Raw genomic sequence first — 21,532 nt, forward strand, 5'->3', positions numbered from 1 at the left:
CGATCAGTCCTCGGCGCGTTTCAGCACGGCCAGAACGGTGAGGAACAGGATCTTGACATCGAGCCACACCGACCAGTTCTCGATGTAGTAGTTGTCCCACTCGGCGCGGTCCGCGATGGACGTCTGGCCGCGGAGGCCGTGAACCTGAGCCCATCCCGTCACGCCCGCCTTGACTCGGTGCCGCTCCCCGTACCGACGGATCTGCATCTCGAACAGGTCGACGTATTCGGGTCGTTCCGGGCGCGGACCGACCAAACTCATGTCGCCGCGAAGTACGTTGAGCAGCTGCGGAAGTTCGTCCATCGAGGTCTGTCGCATGATCTTTCCGATGCGCGTTCGTCGGTCGACACCCTCGACACCGCCGGGTGCGTCCCCTGCCTTTCGCTCGAACTCGGCGTCGGACGCACGTGGAGGCCGCATGGACCGGAACTTCAGACAATCGAACGGCAATCCGTCGCGGCCGATTCTCTCCTGTTTGAAGAAGATCGGGCCAGGTGAGCTCAGGCGCACGAGCACCATCAAGGTCAGGAAGACGGGGGAGAGCAGCAGCAGCCCGAACGCGGTCAGAACCCGATCCAGAAGTCCTTTGACAGCGAACTGCCATCCCTTGGGGTCCACATGCGGTAGCACCATCAACGGCAGTCCGCCGATGTGCTCGACGCGGGTGTTGACCCCGACTGCGTCGTACAACCTGGGTACGACCCACACTCGCATATCGAGTCGATGCGCAATCCTGATGGCGGCGATCAACTCTCGGTCCTCGGTCGGTGCGAACGCGACGATCAACTCCTCGGCACCGGTCCTCCGCGCAACTGTTTCGAAATCGCTCGGGAGTCCGAGGTGAGGCAAGCTGGACACCTCGCTGCTCGAAGGGATGTCGGCGACCGGTGCCTCGCCCACATATCCGATAGGTACGAGTCCGTACTCGGGGAACTGGCGCATCCGCGCGGCGAGTTGATGGGCGATGGGATCGTTACCGACGACGATGGTCGGTGCGGCACATCCGTACTTGGCACGCATGACGCGCTGAAGCACGACCCGGGCGAGACGGGCGAGGGCTATCGTGACGGCGCTCAGCAGCCACAGTCTCAGCACGATGGCGCTGGGTCGATAGACGGTGTCGGACAGGAACATCGTGACGAGCAGAGCCAGTGACGCGAAGGCGACGGCTGTTTCTGCCGGCCCGATCTCGTCGAGAAAGTTGCGCCGGAGGCTTCGTCGGTACATGGATTTGCCGGCGAGGACGCCGATCAGCAACGGTACGAACAGCCAGGGAAGCAGCCCTGAATCGGTGAGACTGCCTGCGTGCCACAGCAATGCTCCGACCACGGCGACGATGGCAGCGAGCGAATCCAGTGCAACAGTGACCCCGGTGTGCCATGGATCGACTCGGAGTCGGTCGGCAATAGCTCGCGGTACGGCAGACGAATCGGTTGTCACCGGACGAGGCCGAATTCGCGCTGGTTCCAATATTTGGGGCACAACCACTTCCGGGGGGGCTCGGATCGATTCGGATTCGGATTCGGATTCGGATTCGGATTCGGTAAAGATATCCCAATCAATTCATACCCACACAGGTGCGTGCTAACAATCGAGTCACGCAAAAAAGACCGAGAGTTTGTTGAGAGTCCCGATCAAGGAACGAATATTGATTCGCGCTGTTTATCCGAGTATCCGCTCGCGAATGATCCAGGCAAGGTCCTGAAGAATCTGAACGTGACCGGTCGTCCATTGCCGTGGTCGCTGATCCCACACGCACACAGTGCCAACCGAATGACCGTCGTCGTCGGTGAGTGGAACGCTGAGGTAGGAGACCAACATGTTCGCCTGTACCGAGGGATGGTCCTTGAGCACGTCGTGCAGTCGCACGTCCTCGACCACCAGCGGCCGACCGGTGTCGATCACGTAGCGGCAGATCGAACCTTCGAGAGGAACCTCCTGCGCGCCATCGAGTTCCGACGGAAGCCCGACGGCGCTCTTGAAGTACTGACGCCTGTCGTCGAGGAGCGAGAACGCAGCCGAAGGGGCACTGAGGGCGTCGGCAACCATGGTGACGACTCGGTCGTATGCGGCGTCGGAGCCGGTGTCCATCAGCCCTGTTCGAGCCACTGCAGCAAGCCGATCCGGGTCGTCGATCGGAGTGCCGAACTCTCTGGTGGCCTCGTCTGTGCCGACACCGTTCTCGGTACTGTCCTCCAAAGCTCTGAGCAGCGCACCGACCTCGGAATCGGGATCCTCGGACAGTTCCCGCACGATTCGATCGACAACAGCTCGCCGAATGTATGCCTCGGGAGACTGACCTGATCTGTCCGCCTGTCGGGCGAGCACATCGTTCAGGCGGTCGTCGAAACCGGGAAATCCTGTCGTCATTGTCCAGATGGTAGTACAGGAAGAGTTGTCATACCGACGCTCGAGTCGGTGGATTCCGCTATTCGGATTTCCGGGGATGTTGCGCAGCGAGGAGTGAGACAAAGTAAGCAACAATAGAGTTTTGCCCGTACCCGATTTCTGAATCAAGGCAGTTGCTAGCATCTGCCGATGAAACGGAGTTCACCGCGGCGAGTGATTGCGGCACTGGCGGTCGTGTTGTTGTCGCTCTCTGCCGGGGCGGTGCCCGCTTCTGCATCTGTCCTGCGGGAGCAACAGGCGTCGGTCGGCAGCCCCCCTTGTGCGCAGCAATCGGACGCGGTCCGGATCGGAGTATCACCCGGAGCAACCATAGGTGCTCTGTCTGCTGCGGATCTCGATCGGGAACTCACGCTCGCCCGTGACGCCGGATCTTTCGCGGTTCGTCTCGACATCGATTGGTCTGCCATCGAGTCGACCCGGGGCAGGTTCGATTGGAGCCGAACGGATCGGGTGATCGATGCCGTTGTGGCCCATGGGATGTGCGTGCACGGCATCATCGCGTACACCCCGAGATGGGCACGAGTCGCTGCTGCCGTCAATGATTCGCATTCCCGTCCTGCGAACCCCTCCACCTTCGCTGCGTTCGCCAAGACCGTGGTTCAGCGGTACCAGAGCCGAATCAAGATCTGGGAAGTGTGGAACGAGCCGAACATCGTGACGTTCTTCAAGCCCGTTCCCGATGTGGCGGCGTACTCGGCGCTGCTTCGGGCGACCTACACCGTGATCAAGCAAGTGCAACCCGATTCCACCGTGCTCGCCGGCGGGATGGCACCAGCCGAGGACAAGGACGGCAACATCGCCGGTACGACCTTCCTGTCGAAGATGTACGCGCAAGGAGCCAACAAGTACTTCGACGCCTTCAACGTTCACCCGTACACGTGGCCGTACCTACCCAACGACCCGGACACGGCGTCGTGGAACACCGCCATGAAGATGTGGTCGATGCGGGACACCATGATCGCCGGCGGCGACCGTGGCAAACAGATCTGGATCACCGAGTTCGGAGCGCCCACCGGGACAGCCCCCAACAGTGTCAGCGAGCAGGTGCAATCGGACAGCATCGGGATAGTCCTCGATGCTGTCCTCGGCAACGACTGGCTCGGACCGGCCTACGTGTACAGCCTGCGCGACGCCGGTGCCGACACCGCCGACACCGAGCAGAACTTCGGTTTGGTGCGGCGCGACTGGACGCCCAAGATCGCCTACGGACGCGTCGACGCCTACGCCGCCGAGCACTCCGGCCGTTGATCGACCGATAGGGCCGGCGCTCCCGGCCTGGTGAGCTATTGTCTGCGCATGAACTCGCAGCCGGGGGCTCGATCCCAGATCGCATCGATGTCACGTTCGATTCTCACGGAGACGCCTGCGTGGCGTGGCTCTATCTTCCGGCCGGTAGCGGCCCCGCTCCGGTGATCGTCATGGGGCATGGTCTCGGCGGAACTCGGGAAATGCGGCTCGACGCCTATGCGGAGCGCTTCCGCGCCGCCGGGTACGCCTGCCTGGTGTTCGACTATCGCTACTTCGGGGCGAGCGGCGGCGAGCCACGGCAGCTGCTCGACATCGGATCGCAGCTGCAGGACTGGGCCTCGGCCATCGCCCATGCCCGCTCGCGTGCGGACGTGGACAACTCCCGAATCGTGTTGTGGGGCTCGTCGTTCGGCGGCGGTCACGTCATCGTCGCCGCCGCCCGAGATCAGCAGGTCGCTGCAGTGATTTCGCAGTGCCCGTTCACCGATGGGATCGCCTCGGGACTCGCGTCGAACACCTGGACATCGCTGAAGCTGTCCGGCCGGGCGCTGGGTGATCTGGCCGGATCGGTGGTCGGTCGACCGCCGCTGATGGTGAACACGGCCGGACGACCTGGAACGACCGCACTGATGACCTCGCCCGACAGCTACGACGGTTACCTGGCGCTCGCGCCGGACGCCGACGAGACGTTCCACAACCGAGTCGCAGCCAGAGTCGCGCTGCATATCGTGCGGCACCGGCCCGGGCGTCGGGCAAAGGACGTTCGCTGCCCCATCCTGTTCGTCGTCTGCGAGACGGACTCGGTCGCCCCGGCGAAGGCCACTCTGCGCTACGCACGGACGGCACCGCACGGAGAGATCAAGACCTACGACGCCGGTCATTTCGAGATCTACCTGGGTGAGGCGTTCGAGCAGGTGGTGGCAGACCAGGTCGAGTTCCTGACCCGCACGGTTCCACCGACTCAGTAGACGTCGCGTACGTAGCGCTTCTCTGCGGCAAGGGCTTTGACGTAGGCCTCGGCGCTGCTCGGGGCGAGCTTGCCGTGTTGTGCCACCACGCCCTTCAGTGCGGCGTCGACGTCCTTGGCCATCCTGGACGCATCGCCGCACACGTAGAAGTGGGCACCGCGGTGAATCCAGTTCCACAGTTCGGCCCCGTGCTCACGCATCCGATCCTGGACGTAGACCTTGTCCTTCTGATCGCGCGAGAAGGCGACGTCCAGGCGGTTCAGCGAACCGTCGCTCAGCATCGCCGTCAGTTCGTCGCGATAGTAGAAGTCCGTGTCGGCGTGCTGTTCACCGAAGAACAGCCAGTTGTGGCCGGTGTGCCCGAGTGCGCGACGCTCGTGCAGGAAGGCGCGGAACGGGGCCACACCGGTACCCGGGCCCACCATGATCATCGGGGTGGTGGGATCGTCCGGCGGCTTGAAGTGCGAGGTTTTCTGCACGAATATCCCCACATCGTGGTTCGACGCATGGTCGGCCAGGTAGGTCGAGCACACACCGCGCCGCGGAACGCCGTGCACGTTGTACCGCACCGCCGAGACGGTCACCTGTACCTCGTTGGGATTCTCCTTCGGACTCGACGAAATCGAGTACAGCCGCGGCTGCAACGGTTTGAGAACTCCCAGCCAGTCGTCCACCGAGGCCCGAACCGGATGGGCAGCAAGCACATCGATCGACTGACGACCCCACATCCAGTCGGACAGCGCATGCTTGTTGTCGGGATGCAGCATCGCCTCCAGGTCGTCGTCAGCGGTTCGTCGGTGGACGAACTTCAGTAGATCCGGTGTTGCACGGGCGATTTCGAGGTGCCGGCTCAGCGCCGTGCGCAGCGGCATCGAGCCGAATCCAGCGAGATCGACGGCCGCATCGCTGTCCAGGCCGGTGGCGGCGAGCCATTCGTCGACGTAGCCATCGCTGTTGCGCGGCCACACTCCGAGCGCGTCGCCGACCTCGTACTCGAGGGTCCCGTCGGGCAGATGGAACCCGAACTGGCGGACGTCCTTGACGGACCCGCGAGCGGTCAGTACCCGATTGCGTACGAGGGTCGTCACCAGCGGTGACTTCTTGCTGTATCGCTCCGGCTCCGCTCGGGTCTGCGGAACGGTGCGCGCGGACTCCACCCGTGTTTCGTCGGCGGCGGTGTCGTCATCGCGCCGAAGCAGATCGGCCACCGCATCGAGCCACGCTGCCGCCTCGCTCTCGTAGTCGGGCTCGCAGTCGACCCGCTCCAGCAGTCGCCCGGCACCCAACTCGGTGAGACGCTCGTCGATCCTGCGTCCGTGGCCGCAGAAGTCCGCATAGCTCGAGTCGCCGAAAGCGAGTACGGCATAACGGATTCCCGAAAGCTTCGGCGCGGACTCGGCTACGAGGCTGTCCCAGAACGTCGCACCGTTGTCGGGCGCTTCGCCGTCACCGGTGGTACTGCTGACTATCAGCACATCGGCCTCGGTGGGCACACGATCGACGGTGAACGTATCCATCGAGTGTTCGGCGATCGTCAGGCCGGCTCCCTGCAGGTGGGCCAGGCAGGACTGGGCGTAGTCCTCGGCGGTGCCGGTCTGCGAGGCCCACAGCAGCAGCACCGGGCGTCGGCCCGGATCAGCGGTATCGGCCGGTACGCCGGAGGTCGCACCGTCGGTGTCGGGTCTACGCGAGAACAGGCCCGCGAGAACGCCGTCGAGCCATGCGTGGGTTTCGGGGGACAGGGGAGTCTGCGACGGCAGTGTGGGCGTTCCGGCGGCGCTGCGGCCGGCCTCACTGCCCAGACCTTCGAGAAGGCCTGCGATGTAACGCTGCTCGATGGTGGTCAGTGGTTCCGAAGGACGCGCAGGCCGGCCGACGATCGTGGCGAGTGCATCGACCGGGTCTTCGGAATGCTCGCCGCTCTCGGGTGAGAGTGATTGAGCTGCAGCAACTCTGGTGAGTGTGACCGCACACGCCTTGAATTCGGGTTGTTGAGAATACGGATCGATGGCGTCGTTGGTGACGGCATTGATGGCGAGATACTCACCGAATTCGTCGTTCCAGTGGAAGGGCGCGAAGCAGCTTCCCGGAAGCACTCGATCGCTGACGACAGCAGGGAGGACGGCTCGGCCTCGGCGGGACGCGACCTCGACGCTGTCGCCGTCGATCACACCGAGCCGGTCGGCGTCGAGTGGGTGCACCTCGACGAACGGGCCGGAATCGAGTTTGTTCAGTTTGGCGACCTTGCCGGTCTTGGTCATGGTGTGCCACTGGTGTGGCAGGCGTCCGGTGTTGAGCAGAAACGGGTAGTCGTCGTCGGGCATCTCCGCAGGCACCATGCTGGGCCTGGCGAAGAACTGGGCCCGACCGCTCGGGGTGGGGAAGGACAGTGCGGGGATCGAACCGTCCTCGGACACCCGTTGTCGTTGACTGACTCCGTCGTTGAGGTAGCGGATCGGGTGCCGGGTGGTTGTCACCTCGGGCGGACACGGCCACTGGATGGGACTCTCGCGCAGGCGTTCGTAGGTGACTCCGCGAATGTCGTAGCCGGTGTTCGGATTCCAGAACTGTTTGATCTCCTCGAACACCTCCTCGGCGCTCGCATAGGTGAAGCCGTCGGCATACCCCAGCGCGCACGCCATGTCGGCGATGATCTTCCAGTCCGGCAGCGCACCGCCCGGTGCCTCGAGCGCCGGTTGGAACAGCGTGAGGTTGCGTTCGGAATTGACCATCACTCCGTGCGCCTCCGTCCACAACGCGGCGGGCAGCATCACATCGGCGTAGTCGTTGGTTTCGGTATCTGCGAACGCATCCTGAGTGATCACCAACTCGGCGCGCTCGAGACCGTCGATCACCGTCGTTCTGTTGGCCACCGAGGCAACCGGATTGGTGCAGATGATCCAGCAGGCCTTGATCTCACCGGCAGCGAGCTTGGAGAACATCTCGATGGTTCCACCGCCGACGTCGGTGCGCAGCGTTCCGCGCGGAACGCCCCATCGATCCTCGACGAATTCGCGGTCGGCCTCGTTGACCACTGCTCGCTGTCCCGGCAGCCCGGGGCCCATGTACCCCATTTCCCGTCCGCCCATGGCGTTCGGTTGACCGGTCAGGGAGAACGGGCCGCTGCCGGTCTTGCAGATGGCACCGGTCGCCAGATGGAGGTTGCACAGCGCGTTGGTGTTCCAGGTTCCGTGCGTCGACTGGTTCAGGCCCATCGTCCAGCAGCTCATCCAGTTCTCTGCGCCGCCGATCATCGCGGCAGCGGCTCGCAGGTCTTGCTCGGCGAGACCGGTTGCGGCGCAGACCTTCTCCGGGGTGTAGTCGTCGAGGAATTCCGGCATCGCGTCCCACCCGTCGGTGAACTCCGCGATGAACTCCGGGTCGATGTCGCCGTTTTCCACGATGAGCGCCAGCAGACCGTTGAGCAGCGCCAGGTCCGAACCCGGCTCGAGTTTCAGATGTAGGTGGGCCTTGTCCGCGGTGGCGGTGCGCCGCGGGTCGACGACGATCAGCTTCGCGCCTGCCTTGACGCGGTCCATCATCCGCAGGAACAGAATGGGGTGACAGTCGGCCATGTTGGAGCCGATGACGAAGAACACGTCGGCGTGGTCGAAGTCCTCATAGGACCCGGGTGGGCCGTCGGCTCCCAGTGATTGCTTGTATCCGGTTCCTGCGCTCGCCATGCAGAGTCGGGAGTTGGATTCGATCTGGTTGGTGCCGATGAACCCCTTGGCCAATTTGTTCGACAGGTACTGAGCCTCGATCGACATCTGGCCCGACACGTACAGCGCGAGCGCATCGGGGCCGTGTTCGTCGATGATGGTTCGCAGTCGCCGGGCGGTGTCGTTGATCGCCGCCGAGGTGTCCGTGCTCTCCGGGTGCTCGCCGCGGCGGTGCCGAATCTGGGCCTTCTCGAGCCGTCCGGGACCGGCGAGCATGTCCGCGGTGGTGGTTCCCTTGGTGCACAGCCGGCCGAAGTTGGCCGGGTGAGACTTGTCGCCGACCGATTTGGTGACGACAGGCCTGGTCGGAGCGGCATCGGAGGACGTGGGCGGGCCGCCGATCTCGAGCACCATGCCGCATCCCACGCCGCAGTACGCGCAGAGTGTCTTCACCGTGGTGACCATGGATTCCACAGTGCCCGGCCCAGGGTGCGCCGTCATTACACGTCAGTTAGCCGGATATGACGTTGTCCTCACCGTGCTGCGCAAGGGGCGGTGATGTCCCGCCCGGCAGCTCGTGGAAAGCGGACGAGAGGTAACACGAACTTCCCGGTATGCGATTGGTACTCGAACGTTACTCATCGAACGGGCTGTCGAGTGGAGTGTCCGATTTTCCGCTGGCACAATCGTCCGAGTCGGGCTCGAAGTGGGAAGTGGTGTGGTTCATGAGGGTGTATCGCGGATTCGTACTCGCCGCGGTGGGAGTGGTTGCTTCGGTGGCAGTCCTGTCGGGATGTAGTCCTGCATCGGACATCTCCGAACCGTCGGTGCCGATCGATTCCAATCCGATGACCGAGCTGATGAAGCCGAAGCTGACCTCGAGCGTCCTCGACGGTGCCGTCGGATTCTCGCCGGCCGACCCGGTGACCGTCTCGGTCGCCGACGGCAAGTTGTCCTCGGTGACGATGCTCAACCCGGAGGGCGAGCCGGTCTCGGGAGCGATTTCGCCCGACGGATTGTCGTGGACCAACACCGAACCGCTCGGCTACGACCGCGAGTACCGCGTCCAGGCCGACGCATACGGACTCGGGGGAGCGTCGAGCACGGTATCGAGCTTCACCACCAGCCAACCCGGCAACTTCACCAAGCCCTACGTTCTGCCGAACCCCGGCGCAGTCGTCGGAATCGGTCAGCCGGTCGCGGTTCAGTTCGACGAACCGATCACCGACAAGGTTGCCGCGCAGAACGCCATCACCGTCACCACGACGCCTGCCGTCGAGGGCGCGTTCTACTGGGTCAACAACTCCGAGGTTCGCTGGCGTCCGCAGAACTACTGGGCACCGGGGACCGAGGTGGATGTGGCGGTGAACGTGTACGGGCGCGATCTCGGTGACGACATCTTCGGCCAGGAGAACGCCACGACGTCGTTCACAATCGGTGACGCCGTCATCGCCACCGCCGACGACAACACCAAGCAGGTGACGTTCAACGTCAACGGCCAGGACGTGATCACCATGCCGACGTCCATGGGCAAGGACAGCACCCCCACCGACAACGGCGTCTACATCATCGGCGACCGCTTCGAGCATCTGGTGATGGATTCCTCGACCTACGGTGTGCCGGTGAATTCGTCGAGCGGATACCGCACTCCGGTCGACTGGGCCACGCGGATGTCCTACAGCGGCATCTTCTTCCACTCCGCACCGTGGTCGGTGGGACAGCAGGGCTATTCCAATGCCTCGCACGGGTGCCTGAACCTGAGTCCTACCAACGCGAAGTGGGTCTACGACAACACCAAGCGCGGCGACATCGTCGTCGTGAAGAACACCGTCGGTGGAACGCTGTCGGGTACCGACGGCCTCGGTGACTGGAACGTCCCGTGGGACGAGTGGAAAGCCGGGAACGCCACGACGGTCTGAGCGGACTCGGTTCGGCCGATCTAGCTTCGGTCGCGAGTCTGGTACAGCGAGGGATCGATGCCCAGGGTCTTCAGGTACGCCACCGGTTCGATACTCGAACCGTTGTTGCGTACCTCGAAGTGCAGGTGCGGTCCGGTCGAATTTCCGGTGTTGCCGACTGCGCCCAGGACGTCGCCCGGTGCCACTTCGTCGCCGACTGCGACGGCGATGCTGGACTGGTGGCCGTAGTAGGTCTCGGTGTTGCCACTCTTGACCCGGACGAGCTTGCCGTAGCCGTCGCCTGCGTCTCCGGCCTGAACGACGGTTCCGCCGGTCACCGCGTGGATGGGGGTACCGCTGTCCGCAGCGAAGTCGACGCCTTGGTGGAACTGCGATCCGTTGCCGGTGGGGTTGTTGCGTCCGCCGTAGCCCGAGCTGATGCGGTACTTGCCTGCGTCGATGGGGAGCACTGCCCCGCCCAGACCCACGGTCGGAGGCGCGATCGGTAGTTCGATCTCGGGCAGGTCCGCGGTGGACGGTACGTCGGCTGCGTCGGGTGCCGTGAGCACGTCGCTGTCGAGGACGATGGCTGCGACCTGGTTGATGAGGACGCCGGTGGCGTCCAGAACGGCGGCGAGAATAGCGGCCCGTTGCTGCGCGTCGGGCTGCGGTATCGGGATCTGGGGGAGATCGATCGTGGGTTGAGCGGTGGCCACCGCCGGGCTGAGCAAGCCGGTTGTGCCGATGCACAGTGCTGCCGACAAGATCGAACCCGCTATGACTCTGTGCATTCTGCGACCCACGAAAAGCCTCCTCGTCTGCGTCTTCCGCGCACCGTCGGATGGGTGCGCGCAGGACGTAAGAACATGTTCGGTGACGCTTCGGGGCACGCTGAACTCACGTAGCAAAAAACACATGAATCACATTGGTACTTTTCTTCCCCAAAAGTGCCATTGGTAACCGTACGTCACATTAACCCCACAGGAAACCTGAAAGTTGAATTACAACAACGTAATTCGAGGTCAAGGCAGGTGTGTCAGTACCTCCGGCCGCTCCGTGACGGGTGAAATGGACGCACAAAAAAGGCCGGTCTCGCGAGGAGACCGGCCTTCTTCGTATGGGGTGAGCGACGGGACTCGAACCCGCGACATCCAGGATCACAACCTGGTGCTCTACCAGCTGAACTACGCCCACCATTGCACGCGTCCGCAGAACCTTTTGTGGCTCTGCATCAGCAGCGTCGACAATACTAGCGGGTTGAATCCGAGGTTGCTAATCCGCCCCCGATTGCGTGTCGAGTTCGGCAACAACTGCTGCGATGTCGCTGGTAGAGGGCCCCGGCGAAGCCACGAAGGCCGTCCGGCGGTAGTACTGCAACTCTTTGATCGACTCCTTGATGTCCGCCAGGGCGCGGTGCGCAAGGCCCTTGGCCGGCTGCCCGTAGTAGATCCGTGGGTACCACCGTCGGGAAAGTTCCTTGATCGAGCTGACGTCGATCATTCGGTAGTGGAGGTAGGTGTCGAGCGCGGTCATGTCGCGAGAGATGAATCCGCGATCGGTCCCGATCGAGTTTCCCGCGAGTGGAACGGTCCCGGCCACCGGGACATGCTCCTTGATGTACGCCAGCACGCGCTGCTCGGCTTCCTCCAGCGTCACCGTCGACGCACGTACCTCGTCGGTCAAGCCCGATTTGGCGTGCATGTCGGTGACGACGGCAGGCATGTTCGCCAACGCGTCGTCGTCGGCGTGGATGACGATGTCGACACCCTCCCCGAGGATGTTGAGCTCACTGTCGGTCACCAGCGCCGCAATTTCGATCAGCTTGTCCTTGCTCAGGTCCAAGCCGGTCATTTCACAATCGATCCACACGAGTTTGTCCTGCACTCGCACCACACTAGTGCGAGCTGCGATGCCACTAGGGTTTGCGGTGGAGATCGAGCCAGTTCAGCATCAGCACACGTTCATGGAGGACGCGGACATGACAGTCGACCCGACGCAGCCGGCACCCACTCTCAGCCCGGCAGAGAAGGCGAAGGCTGCCAAAGCCGCTGCCGTCGAAGCGGCACGGGTCGCCGCCGTTGCCCTGGCCGCCGCCGACGCCGCCGAAGCCGAGGCGCTGGCTGCGGAACAGGGGCAGCCGCAGGCATCGACCGGCAAAGCCGCCGAGATCGCCGCCGGATACGCGTCGGAGGGCGCCGCTTTGGAATTGGGAACCGTGGTGCTGGACGGCGTCACCGATCCGTCCGCCCGTATCCGAATTCCGTTGGCCACGTTGAACAGACACGGTCTCGTGGCCGGGGCCACCGGAACCGGAAAGACGAAGACGCTACAGGGCATTGCCGAACAGCTCTGCGCCGCAGGCGTTCCCGTGGTCATGGCCGACGTCAAAGGCGACTTGTCGGGCCTGTCGAAGCCTGGAGCAGACAACGAGAAGATCCGCAGCCGAGCAGCCGACACCGGTATTGCGGACTGGGTACCCGCCGGCCATCCGGTGGAGTTTCTCTCGCTCGGCACCGACGGAATCGGGGTACCGGTCCGCGCCACCATCACCGCCTTCGGGCCGATTCTGCTCAGCAAGGTGCTGGGGCTGAACAACACTCAGGAATCGACCCTCGGCTTGATCTTCCACTGGGCTGATTCTCAAGGTCTCGCCCTGCTCGATCTCAAGGACCTGCGGTCGGTGATCATGCATCTCACCAGTGACGAGGGCAAGGCCGACCTGAAAGGCATCGGCGGCGTCTCCTCGGCCACCGCAGGCGTCATTCTGCGCGCGCTGGTCAACCTCGAAGCCGACGGTGGCGACACCTTCTTCGGCGAGCCCGAGCTCGAGACCGAGGATCTGCTGCGCGTCGGGCCGGACGGCCGAGGCGTCATCACGCTGTTCGAGCTCGGGGCGCAGGCTACGCGGCCGGTGATGTTCTCCACCTTCCTGATGTGGGTGCTGGCCGATCTGTTCCAGACGCTGCCCGAGGTGGGCGATGTCGACAAACCCAAGCTGGTCTTCATCTTCGACGAGGCGCACCTGCTGTTCGCCGATGCTTCGAAGGCATTTCTGCAGCAGGTGGAGCAGACCGTCAAGCTCATCCGCTCGAAGGGTGTCGGTGTCTTCTTCTGCACGCAGCTGCCCACCGACGTTCCCAACGATGTTCTCTCCCAATTGGGCGCGCGAATTCAGCACGCCCTGCGCGCCTTCACACCCGATGATCAGAAGGCGTTGAACAAGACGGTGCGCACGTACCCCAAGACCGACGCCTACGACCTCGAGAAGGCACTGACGTCGTTGGGTATCGGCGAGGCCATCGTGACGGTGCTCTCGGAGCAGGGTGCCCCGACGCCCGTGGCCTGGACCAAGATTCGCCCGCCGCGCTCGTTGATGGACACCATCGGCAACGACGCCATTGCGGCGGCCGCGTCGTCGAGCACACTGTCCGCGAAGTACCGGGAGACGGTCGATCGCGAATCGGCTTACGAGCGGATGAACGCGCGTGTGGCGAACGTGCCCGCTCCCGCCGAGAAGTTCGACATCCCGCCCCTGCCTGCGGATCTGCCGGATCTACCCCCGAGCGAGCCGGAAGGCCCGTCGGCTGCGGAGCGCATCATGGGCAACCCGGCGGTCAAGAGCTTCCTGCGATCGGCCGCCTCGGCTGCCGGGCGGGAAATATCGCGCAGTATCTTCGGAACCGGACGACGACGCCGGCGCTAGCCGCCGAGCTTCTTGTAGAAGCTGCCGATGATCGGTGCGGAGATGCTGCGCGGGCTGTACTGCCCCGCGACCGACATACCTTTGCTCAGCAGGCCCGGTACGACGCGCATCTTGTTCTTCTCGAGGCCGTCGAGGGACAGCTTCGCGGTGTAGGCGCTGTCGATCCACAGAAAGTCGGGAACCATCCTGTCGACGATCGAGGCCTCGGCGGGATCGGGTGTCTCGGTGCGGACGGGGCCGGGAGCGAGCAGGGTGACGTTGACACCGGTGCCCGCGAGCTCACCGCGAAGCGATTCGGAGAACGTGTTGACGAAGGCCTTGGTCGCGGCGTACGTCGCGTTGTTGGGGATGGCCATGTTGCCTGCCGCCGAACCGGTGATGAGGATGCCGCCTGCTCCGCGGCCGATCATGCCGGGCATGACCGCCAACGTGAGGTCGTGTACCGCAACGGCATTGAGCTCGACCTGGTCGCGCTCGTACGCCGGATCGAGACCGGCCACCGGCCCGAACGTTGCAATACCTGCGTTGTTGCACAGGATCGAGATCTCCCGCTCGGACAGCTCGGTGACCAGTTCCTGTCGCTGCTGACGATTCGACAGATCCGACTGACGAACCTCGACGGCAACGCCGTGCTCGGCCTTCAGCTTCGCTGCCAACGCCTCGAGCAGCTCGCCGCGTCGAGCCACCACGATCAGTGAATATCCGCGGGCGGCGAGTTCGGTGGCCAGGGCTTCACCGATTCCGGAGGAGGCTCCGGTGACGACGGCGCGGGCATCTGGGCTGGGCTTGGGCAGGCTCACGGTGAGACAGGCTAGCGGACAGATCAGATCGTGGCCGCGAGCCGGGTGCCTTGCTCGATGGCCCTCTTGGCGTCGAGCTCTGCTGCGACGTCGGCACCGCCGATGATGTGCGTGGTGGTGCCCGCGGCCTTCAGTTCGTCGACCAGGTCGCGCACCGACTCCTGGCCCGCGCAGATCACGATGGTGTCGACGTCGAGAACGCGCGCACGTTCGTGCTTGTCGCCGAAGGAGATGTGCAGCCCTGCGTCGTCGATCTTCTCGTAGTTGACGCCCGAAAGCTGATGCACACCTTTGGCCTTCAGTGCGGCGCGATGGACCCAGCCGGTCGTCTTCGCCAGCCCAGCACCGATGCGTCCCGGCTTGCGTTGCAGCAGATACACCTCACGCGGAGACGGTGCCGGCACCGGAGTCGTCAACGCTCCCGGGGCGGCCTCGGGCTCGGTGACGCCCCACTCCTGCTTCCATTCCTTCAGATCCAGCGTGGGGGAGGCGTCGGTGGTGAGGAACTCGGAGATGTCGATACCGATGCCGCCGGCACCGATGACCGCGACCCGATCGCCGACGGGTCTGCCGTCGCGCACCAGTTCTGCGTACGACAGCACCGACGGGTGCTCGATGCCGGGGATCCGGGGAATTCGGGGGGTGACGCCGGTGGCGAGCACCACCTCGTCGAACTCGCCTGCGAGAAGTTCGGCGGCGGTGACTCGGGTGTCCAGGTGAACGGCGACGTCTGCGCTACGGAGTGCGCTCGAGAAGTACCGGATCGTTTCGGCGAACTCCTCCTTACCTGGAATGAGTCGCGCAATTCCGAACTGCCCGCCGATCTCGTTCCTGGCCTCGAACACGCTGACGGCGTGTCCGCGCTGCGCGAGATTGAGTGCCGCGGCCAGGCCCGCAGGTCCGGCTCCGACGACCGCCACCTTCTTGGTCTTCTTCGTCGGTAGCAACTGCAGGTCGATCTCACGTCCGGCTCGCGGGTTGACCAGGCACGAGACCTTCTTGTGCACGAAGGCGTGGTCCAGGCAGGCCTGATTGCAGGCGATGCAGGTGTTGATCAGGTCGGCCGAATCCGTGGCGGCCTTCTCGACCCAGAACGGATCGGCCAGCATCGGCCTGGCCATCGCAATCAACTGCGCGTCGCCGCGGGCGAGGATGTTCTCGGCGATCTCGGGCATGTTGATGCGATTGGACGCGGCGACGGGGATGGCCACGTGCTTCTCGAGCTTGCCGGTGATGTCCGCGAATGCAGCTCGCGGAACCGAGGTGACGATGGTCGGCACACGCGACTCGTGCCAGCCGATGTCGGTGTTGATGATGTTCGCACCCGCAGCCTCGACGTCCTGCGCCAGCGCGACGATGTCGTTCCAGCTCTGGCCTTCCTCCACGAGGTCGGCCATCGACAGCCGGAACACGATGAGGAAGTCGGGGCCGACAGCTGCCCTGGTCTGCCGCACGATCTCCACGGCCATCCGCCGACGGTTCTCCGCCGAACCGCCCCACTCGTCGCGTCGCTTGTTGGTGCGCTCGGAGAGGAACTGGTTGATGAAGTATCCCTCACCGCCCATGATCTCGACGCCGTCGTACCCCGCACTCCGAGCCAGCCGGGCACAGCGTACGAAGTTGCGGATCTGCCAGCGGACGCCCCTCGAGGTGAGTCGCCTGGGCCGAAAGGGGTTGATGGGGGCCTTGATCGAGGACGCCGACACACTGAACGGTTGGTACGAGTAGCGCCCGGCATGGAGGATCTGCAGCGCGATCTTGCCGCCCTCGGAATGGACGGCAGCAGTGATCCGGCGATGCCGACGGGCTTCGATCCGATTGGTCAGCTTGGCTCCGAACGGCAACAGCCAACCGGTGCGATTGGGGGCATAGCCTCCGGTGATGATGAGTGCGACTCCGCCGCGGGCACGCTCGGCGAAATAGGCCGCCAGGCGGCCGGTGTCGCGGGCGCGATCTTCGAGACCGGTGTGTATCGATCCCATGATCACGCGGTTCTTCAGCGTGGTTGCGCCGACATTCAACGGCGACAACAGAATCGGATACGGGCCAGCAGTCTGCTCGGTCTTCACAGCTTCTCCAATACCTCGGTGCACCACTCGGTGAATCCTTCTTCGACGCGAATTCCGCCGCGCAGCACCAGGTATTGATGCAACGCGGTGCCGGTGAGGGCAGCGGGGGCCGGAAAATCCTGCTTCTCGATCAGTCGATAGACGTCGAGGCGGGTGGCATGTACATCGCGATGGCGGGCGACTTCGACCTTGAGAGCATCGATGTCACCGTTGGCGGCACCGCGGATCTTGACGGCGAGTTCTTCACGAAGCTGGGAGGGATCGGTCGGGGCGGCGATCCAGCGATCGAGCTCGGCCCGGCCTGCAGCGCTGACGGAGTAGACCTTCTTGTCCGGCCGGCCGTCCTGCGCGACTGCCTCGCCGGTGATCCATCCGGCCCCGTCCATTCGCGTCAGCGTCCGGTAGATCTGCTGGTGCGTTGCGCTCCAGAAGAATCCGATGGACTTGTCGAAGCGGCGAGCGAGCTCGTATCCCGAGCCACTGAGCTCGGTGAGGGAAACCAGAATCGCGTGTTCCAAAGCCACACCCGAGAGTATGTATGCAACACGGTGCTTATGCAACTAGGTGCACCTCAACCCGCGGCCGTGGCGGTCTAGTGTTGGCAACCATGGGAACTCAGCCGGAGGCCGCTGTCGTCGGAGTCGCCACAACGCGTAAGCAGGTCACCGCCTGGGGGTTCTGGGACTGGGGCTCGGCGGCGTTCAACGCCGTTGTTCTCACGTTCGTGTTCTCGGTGTATCTCACCGACGCCGTCGGCGACGACCTGCCCGGTTCGATTTCGGCCACCACCTGGTTCAGCTGGACGATTGCGTTGTCCAGCGTCGTCATCGCGCTCCTCGCACCGGTGTGCGGGCAGTATTTCGACGCGCGCGGCAAACGCAAGTGGTTGCTCGGAGTGTTGACCGCGCTGACGGTCGTCGCCATGGCCGGCCTGTTCTTCGTTCGGGACGACTACCACTATCTGTGGCTGGGCCTGCTGCTGCTCGGTCTCGGATCCATCATGTTCGAGCTGGCGAGCATCCCGTACAACTCGATGCTGCGGCAGGTCTCCACTCCGGCGAACATCGGCCGAGTATCCGGGTTCGGTTGGTCCATGGGCTATTTCGGCGGAATCGTACTGCTGCTCCTGTGCTACGTCGGATTCATCGCCGGCGACGGCGACACCCGCGGGGCCCTCGGTCTGAGTACCGACGGCGGACTGAACATCCGGCTCGTCGCTCTGTTGGCTGCCGTGTGGTTCGCCGTCTCGGCCATCCCGGTGATGTTCGCCGTTCCCGAAGTGCCGCGAGCCGTCGCCGATCCGAAGGCCGCCGAAGCCGGCTTCGCAGCCTCGTACCGAGTTCTGTTTCGCGATGTCCGTGAGCTGTGGAGCGCAGACCGCCGCGCCGTCTACTACTTGATCGCCAGTGCATTGTTCCGGGACGGACTGGCGGGCGTCTTCACCTTCGGAGCCGTACTCGCCGTCAGCGTCTACGGCATCGATGCGGGCGACGTTCTGCTGTTCGGCGTCGCTGCCAATGTCATCGCCGGTCTCGGAGCCATCGTCGCCGGACGGTTCGACGACAGAATCGGTCCGAAGAAGGTCATCGTCTTCTCCCTCACCTGCATGATCGCCGCCGGGACCGTTCTGCTGTTCGTCTCGGGACCGACTATGTTCTGGATCTTCGGGCTGATCCTGTGCCTGTTCGTCGGACCGGCGCAGTCGTCCGCGCGCACTTTCCTGGCCCGGCTGGCTCCGCCGGGACGAGAAGGTCAGTTCTTCGGCCTGTACGCAACGACGGGACGCGCCGCGTCGTTCCTCGCGCCGTCTCTGTTCGGTCTGTTCGTGTGGATGTTCGACGCCGACCGCGCAGGTATCGCCGGGCTGATCATCGTCCTCGCTGCCGGACTGCTGGCGCTGCTGAAGGTGCGGGCTCCCGAGCGGGTCTAGACGCAGTCGATACGGGCCAGGATCTCGGCTGTCAGTTCCTCGGGCGCTTCCTCCGGGATCCAGTGCGAGATGCCGTCCAGTTCGAGAAATCGGTACGGGGCGTCGACGAATTCGCCGCAGCGCTCTGCTCCCGCTCGACCGATGGCGGTGTCGCCATTGCTCCAGACGTAGGTGGTGGGAACGGTCACCGGAGGAAGGTGTGCGAACTCCCTGGTCATCGCGGCGTACCAACTCGATGCGGCCGTCAGCGCCCCGGGGACGGTGAGGTGCCGAACGTATTCGTCATCGAGGCTCTCCGCCCCGAACATCGCGCGCAGCCGCTGGGCGTCGTTCTCGATCAGCACTCGCTCGGCCTTCTCCGGTTCTCGGAGCAGACCGAAGTACGTCGACCGCTCCTGCTGATCCGGATCCTCGCGGATGGCCCAGTTGAACGCGGCCGAATGCGGGACCGAAGCCGCCGTGAGAGTGCGGACGCGGTCCGGATGTTCGGCCGCGAGGTGCCAGGCGACCACCGCACCCCAGTCGTGTCCGACCAGATGCGCCGACGGGAGATCGAGTGCGTCGAGCAGCCCGAGGATGTCACCGGTGAGATGTTCGATGCGGTAGTGCTCGACGCCGACCGGGCGGGCACCGGGGGAGTAGCCACGCTGATTCGGGGCGATCACGCGACAACCTGCGTCGACCAAGCCGGGAGTCACCGCGGTCCACGACGCGTTGGTCTGCGGAAAGCCGTGCAGTGCAACAACCGGCACACCGCCCGACGGTCCCGACATTGCAACGTCGAACACGTACTCGCCGACTTTCACCTCGGTCATGAACTTCCCTTCGCGGCCGTCTCGTTCTTCAACGGTCAAGCCCGTCGTGGTTCCCATCGGCTCATCCCGAGCATGATCATGCGGATCTGCTTCTGGGTGCGCTCGATCAGATCCTTCTCGTTCGCACTACCCGGTCTGTCGATTTCCAACAGACCGACCACCGCAGTGAGCATCGTCGAGACGAGCAGATCAGCGGTCATCTCCAGATCGGAGACGTCCCACTGCTCGAGACCGGGCATGCGAGAGAGATCGATGGTCAGCTCGCTGACGAACAGCCGTAGCTCGGTGGCGAAGGCGCGGCGCACTTCGGTGACGCCGCCGTACCGCTCGCGACTGAGAAAACGGAACTGATCCTCGTGGGTACGGACCTGGCGAACCAGGATGCCGAAGGACTCGGTTGCCGTTTTGGCGCTCGGGTTGCGCCGGGCGTCGCGCAGCATCTGTCGCAGCATGCGCATGCTGTCCTCGACGAGAGCGACGCCGAGGTCCTCCATGGAGGCGAAGTGTCGGTAGAACGCGGTGGGGACGATCCCGGCGGATCGGGCGACCTCACGCAGGCTGACGCTGGCGAAAGAACGCTCGCGTAGCAGGTCGAGGGTGCCCTCGATCAATGCCTGACGCGTGCGCTCCTTGCGCTCGGCACGGGTCCCCGGTTCTGTCACAACGTCCAGTTTATGGGCGCGCATTCTGTGATCTCCCTTCCGGTTCCTCCCCGACACCCGCAGAACTGTCGATTTGCTCTGTAACGGCGGTCACATAAACGTTGACAGGTACCGGTGTCGCTCTGCCACACTCATGTTAGTGCACAATCGTTCACTGAATGGGTCGTAGGTTTCGATCCGGTTGAGGAGGATGGAATGACGCTTCAAGAACGTCCGTCGCGGACCTCGGGTTCGCGCAAGTTCTCGCTTCTTTCCCTGTTCGAGGCCATGGCCACACCCCACGCGCTCGATCGGTACCTCGAACTCGTCGACCCCATGACGACCGTTCGTGACCTTCGCGGCGAAGTGACCGAGATACACCGGTCCACCGAAGACTCGTTGACTCTCACCATCCGTCCCACGCGTCAGTGGAAGGGATTCGAGGCCGGCCAATTCGTTCAGGTCGGCGTCGTCATCGACGGGGTTCGCCACACCCGCTGCTACTCGCCCGCCTGTTCGCAGTACCGCAAGGACGGCCGGATCGAACTGACGATCAAGGCGCATCCCGAGGGCCTGGTCTCGCAGTACCTGCACAAGAACGCGTACGTCGGCCTGGTGGTCAGCCTGTCGCAGGCGGACGGCACGTTCGAGCTTCCTCGACCACGCCCGGCAAAGACGTTGCTGATCAGCGGCGGCAGCGGCATCACGCCGGTGCTGTCCATGCTCAGGTCGCTGCTGGACGAGGGGTACAGCAGCGACCTGACCTTCCTGCACTACGCGTTCACCGAGAACGACGTCGCGTACAAGAAGGACCTCGAGAAGATCGCTGCCGAGTACGAGAACGTCAACATCGTCTTCGCGTTCACCGAGCAGAAGACGGGCGGGGACCTGTACGGGTTCTTCGGCCAGGAACATCTCGACGCAGTGGCCCCGTGGTTCGCCGAGGCCGACACCTTCCTGTGTGGACCTCCCGGACTGATGAAGGGTGTGACCTCGTTCTTCGAGGACGCAGGCCTGAGCGAGCGGCTGCACCTCGAGGAATTCACGCCCTCGTTCGCCACCGTCAGCGACGACGTCACCGGAACCACCACGTTCTCCGGCAGCGATGTCTCCTCGGAGAACGACGGCGAGACGCTGCTCGAGCAGGCCGAAGTTGCAGGACTCTCACCGGCCAACGGCTGCCGGATGGGTATCTGCTTCACCTGCACCTCGGTGAAGAAGTCCGGCTGCACCAAGAACATCAAGACCGGTGAGACCGACACCGAATCCGACAAGAAGATCCAGCTGTGCGTGTCCGTTGCCGTGGGCGACGTCGACATCGACATCTAGATCCACCCCGAACACAGACGACCCCAGACCCATCTCGACCCGATCGAATTGGAGATCATC

General features: G+C 64.0%; 16 protein-coding genes and 1 tRNA gene. 6 read left to right on the plus strand and 11 right to left on the minus strand.

The annotated features are described in order from the left end of the window. Positions 1–3: 3 nt before the first annotated feature. Entirely contained in the window at positions 4–1,440 is a 1,437-nt protein-coding gene (locus AYK61_RS00575) for a sugar transferase (RefSeq protein ID WP_237669020.1), read from the minus strand. 222 nt (positions 1,441–1,662) lie between these two features. Then, the gene (locus AYK61_RS00580; protein WP_121869427.1) at positions 1,663–2,370 is read right to left on the minus strand and encodes a GAF domain-containing protein; all 708 of its coding nucleotides are present in this window, start codon (positions 2,368–2,370) and stop codon (positions 1,663–1,665) included. Between the two features lie 168 nt (positions 2,371–2,538). On the opposite strand from AYK61_RS00580, the gene AYK61_RS00585 reads away from it, so the two are divergent. Both AYK61_RS00585 and AYK61_RS00590 read left to right on the plus strand, forming a co-directional pair. Next, on the plus strand, positions 2,539–3,657 hold the full coding sequence (locus AYK61_RS00585) for an endo-1,4-beta-xylanase (RefSeq protein ID WP_121869428.1): 1,119 nt from the start codon (positions 2,539–2,541) through the stop codon (positions 3,655–3,657). A gap of 71 nt (positions 3,658–3,728) precedes the next feature. After that, positions 3,729–4,625: an alpha/beta hydrolase gene (locus AYK61_RS00590; RefSeq protein ID WP_121872301.1), complete on the plus strand. Its 897-nt coding sequence runs from the start codon at positions 3,729–3,731 to the stop codon at positions 4,623–4,625. Here the strand turns inward: AYK61_RS00590 and AYK61_RS00595 are convergent. Further along, positions 4,619–8,752, minus strand: a complete 4,134-nt coding sequence (locus AYK61_RS00595; RefSeq protein ID WP_121872302.1) for a bifunctional nitrate reductase/sulfite reductase flavoprotein subunit alpha — start codon at positions 8,750–8,752, stop codon at positions 4,619–4,621. The two genes, AYK61_RS00590 and AYK61_RS00595, sit on opposite strands and share 7 nt — an antisense overlap. 260 nt (positions 8,753–9,012) lie before the next feature. On the opposite strand from AYK61_RS00595, the gene AYK61_RS00600 reads away from it, so the two are divergent. Continuing rightward, the gene (locus AYK61_RS00600) at positions 9,013–10,206 is read left to right on the plus strand and encodes an Ig-like domain-containing protein (RefSeq protein ID WP_121872303.1); all 1,194 of its coding nucleotides are present in this window, start codon (positions 9,013–9,015) and stop codon (positions 10,204–10,206) included. 20 nt (positions 10,207–10,226) lie between these two features. Here the strand turns inward: AYK61_RS00600 and AYK61_RS00605 are convergent, their stop codons facing one another. The 3 genes from AYK61_RS00605 to orn form a co-directional block, all read right to left on the minus strand. Next, on the minus strand, positions 10,227–10,949 hold the full coding sequence (locus AYK61_RS00605) for a M23 family metallopeptidase (RefSeq protein WP_259467883.1): 723 nt from the start codon (positions 10,947–10,949) through the stop codon (positions 10,227–10,229). A gap of 354 nt (positions 10,950–11,303) precedes the next feature. After that, a tRNA-His gene (locus AYK61_RS00610) sits at positions 11,304–11,379 on the minus strand. A gap of 78 nt (positions 11,380–11,457) precedes the next feature. Beyond that, a complete protein-coding gene (gene orn / locus AYK61_RS00615; RefSeq protein ID WP_121872304.1) occupies positions 11,458–12,069 on the minus strand; it encodes an oligoribonuclease in 612 nt (203 codons plus the stop codon). Between the two features lie 94 nt (positions 12,070–12,163). Between orn and AYK61_RS00620 the strand changes: the two genes are divergently transcribed. Then, positions 12,164–13,888 (plus strand): helicase HerA-like domain-containing protein, encoded by a 1,725-nt coding sequence (locus tag AYK61_RS00620; protein ID WP_121872305.1) that lies wholly within the window; start codon positions 12,164–12,166, stop codon positions 13,886–13,888. Here the strand turns inward: AYK61_RS00620 and cmrA are convergent. Genes cmrA through AYK61_RS00635 form a run of 3 tightly spaced genes read right to left on the minus strand, consistent with a single transcriptional unit; the run spans position 13,885 to position 17,281 of the window. After that, positions 13,885–14,688, minus strand: coding sequence for a mycolate reductase (cmrA, locus tag AYK61_RS00625; RefSeq protein WP_121869430.1), 804 nt, complete (start codon positions 14,686–14,688; stop codon positions 13,885–13,887). The genes AYK61_RS00620 and cmrA overlap by 4 nt on opposite strands. Positions 14,689–14,711: 23 nt before the next feature. Beyond that, entirely contained in the window at positions 14,712–16,757 is a 2,046-nt protein-coding gene (locus AYK61_RS00630) for an NADPH-dependent 2,4-dienoyl-CoA reductase (protein WP_121869431.1), read from the minus strand. Then, positions 16,754–17,281: a PadR family transcriptional regulator gene (locus tag AYK61_RS00635; RefSeq protein WP_037193201.1), complete on the minus strand. Its 528-nt coding sequence runs from the start codon at positions 17,279–17,281 to the stop codon at positions 16,754–16,756. The genes AYK61_RS00630 and AYK61_RS00635 overlap by 4 nt, the downstream gene beginning before the upstream one ends. 83 nt (positions 17,282–17,364) lie before the next feature. Between AYK61_RS00635 and AYK61_RS00640 the strand changes: the two genes are divergently transcribed. Continuing rightward, a complete protein-coding gene (locus AYK61_RS00640; RefSeq protein ID WP_121869432.1) occupies positions 17,365–18,687 on the plus strand; it encodes an MFS transporter in 1,323 nt (440 codons plus the stop codon). On the opposite strand, the gene AYK61_RS00645 is transcribed toward AYK61_RS00640, so the two are convergent. After that, positions 18,684–19,502 (minus strand): alpha/beta fold hydrolase, encoded by an 819-nt coding sequence (locus AYK61_RS00645; RefSeq protein WP_121872306.1) that lies wholly within the window; start codon positions 19,500–19,502, stop codon positions 18,684–18,686. The genes AYK61_RS00640 and AYK61_RS00645 overlap by 4 nt on opposite strands. Before the next feature lie 35 nt (positions 19,503–19,537). Next, a complete protein-coding gene (locus AYK61_RS00650; protein WP_259467884.1) occupies positions 19,538–20,188 on the minus strand; it encodes a TetR family transcriptional regulator in 651 nt (216 codons plus the stop codon). Between the two features lie 171 nt (positions 20,189–20,359). On the opposite strand from AYK61_RS00650, the gene AYK61_RS00655 reads away from it, so the two are divergent. Further along, the gene (locus tag AYK61_RS00655) at positions 20,360–21,472 is read left to right on the plus strand and encodes a ferredoxin reductase (protein WP_121869433.1); all 1,113 of its coding nucleotides are present in this window, start codon (positions 20,360–20,362) and stop codon (positions 21,470–21,472) included. Positions 21,473–21,532 lie beyond the last annotated feature (60 nt).

The organism is Rhodococcus sp. SBT000017 (genome assembly GCF_003688915.1).
In the GTDB taxonomy this organism is placed as follows: Bacteria; Actinomycetota; Actinomycetes; order Mycobacteriales; family Mycobacteriaceae; genus Rhodococcoides.